The sequence below is a fragment of the Paracoccus sp. PAMC 22219 genome (assembly GCF_000787695.1).
Lineage (GTDB): Bacteria > Pseudomonadota > Alphaproteobacteria > Rhodobacterales > Rhodobacteraceae > Paracoccus.
In genome coordinates, this window is record NZ_BBPH01000251.1 from 1 (window position 1) to 1,809 (window position 1,809).

Annotated in this window: 2 pseudogenes; both read right to left on the reverse strand. The window is 56.3% G+C overall.

From position 1 onward, the window contains the following. Positions 1–680: 680 nt before the first annotated feature. Positions 681–1,430, reverse strand: a pseudogene (locus tag TY51_RS21515) (IS5 family transposase). A 73-nt stretch (positions 1,431–1,503) separates the two neighbouring features. After that, positions 1,504–1,791, reverse strand: a pseudogene (locus tag TY51_RS21520) (integrase core domain-containing protein); the annotation flags it as partial. Positions 1,792–1,809: the final 18 nt, after the last annotated feature.

The window sequence follows — 1,809 nt, forward strand, 5'->3', positions numbered from 1 at the left end:
CGACCGCCGGCAGTGGTCTTCTCGCTGCAAATAGAAGTCACGCAGCCCGATCAACAGGAGCAACTCAGAGCTTAAAGAGCGTCAGATCCCGACCAAAGAAGGGGAGCACATCAATGCCGGTACCTAATATGCAATTACATTGACGTACGAACCGATTGCGTCCTGCCTCAAGCCCGAGCGGGAAGCTTGGCTGGTGAGCCGATGCGGCTGATGGAGAGCGTCGTTCGTGATTAAAAGACAGTTCCCGCCTTTCAACATAGCCGATTACAGTTCGTTGCGACACGCTCGATTGCCAATTCGGCACCATCAAAGCCTTGATGACCACGACCTATAACATGAACCGAAGGTTCAGGACCATCAACACAGCGATCGCGCTGAATATCCTTGCCTTCAATGTCTAGCGGATGATTGCGATAATCGGTGTCCGCGGTCGGATGGATGCGCCTCAGGCAAAAAACGTAACCACGCCACATTTCGGCCGAAGCTGGTCCAAGGAAGACTGATCAGCCATCCCAAGGCAACCGGAGAAATCAGCACTTGCAAGAAATTGCCATGCAGTCTGATCCATTCAACGAGCAGATGCACCCATAGTCGCCGAGACATCTACAGTCGGCGAGAAGCGCTATGCGCTGTTCCCCTGCCTTAGACCGGCGGTTGCTAGCCTCCTGGCTCATCACGTTTCACAGCCAGGACAGGACAGTCGCAGCCAAAATGGTGGCGGAAAGGTGTGTCTTTGATCATCGGTGGAATCCGGGTTGGGACGTGCCGCCAGTCCTTAAAGCGTCCTAATATGATCCCGATGCGCTTACGCCGTCTATAGCGCCGCTTGTCGTGTTTCACGAACTTCTGGCAGGACTTGCGGCTAGGGATGCAGACCTGTCTGCCAACGGTTTTCGCAGCCAGTCAGCTTCATATCCTCAATCCGCCAGCAGCCATTCGGCCTTCTGCAGACCACCCGGGAGCGCCGCCGCCGGTATGGTCGCTGACTTGCCCGGCCGACATATGGAACCTCATCGGGCGGCCGTCCGCATCAGCGATGGGGTGAGTTTCCTGTTCGGGCATCCTGTCGTCCGACCGATCTGTCGACCGCCCCACCTTTTTTGCACACATACTGCAAGCCGTGCGCAGTGCCTTCAAGGAGGTCGCATGAATCATGATAGTGTTCGGATCGGCGCCCGCTGCGGCTAGGCCGACCATGATCAGGGCGGAGTTTCGTTATCGCACCAACGCTTCCAATGCTCGCATAGCGTCTTGGCAGGCCCGTATTCCATCGGCGCATCACCCCATCGCCAACTATTGCGGTTGATGAAGACAATGCTGCTCAGCACGCGCAGACCGTCAATCCGCGGAAGGCCATGGCTTTCGGGAAAGAAGGAGCGGACGCGCGCTTTCTGCGCCTCTGTCAGCAAGAACAGCTTGCTGGTGACCACGTCTTCTCACGGAGTCCGAACCATGGCAGAGCCTGAAATCAACGGGTCTGGAACCTAGAGTTTCGCGGTTCAGTCACGGCGAAGGGGTGGCTATGCCGCCGGAATAATGCAATTCAATCAAGATTTTATGTCCGATCGCGCTGTGCGGTCTGTCCTCGTTGTAGTGCCTACGCCAGGCCCCCCACTTGCCCCGCGCATCTGCGAGGCTCATGAACCAGTGCCCGCTCAAGCATTCGGACCGTGGCTTGCGGCTGAATGCTTCTATAATGCCATTGTCAGGGCGTGAGAAATGCAAGGTAACGTCATTGGCGTATGCCCGTAGATCAACGGCGCGCGACATGAACTGGCTGCCATTGTCAACCTAGATTGTCTTAAGGAA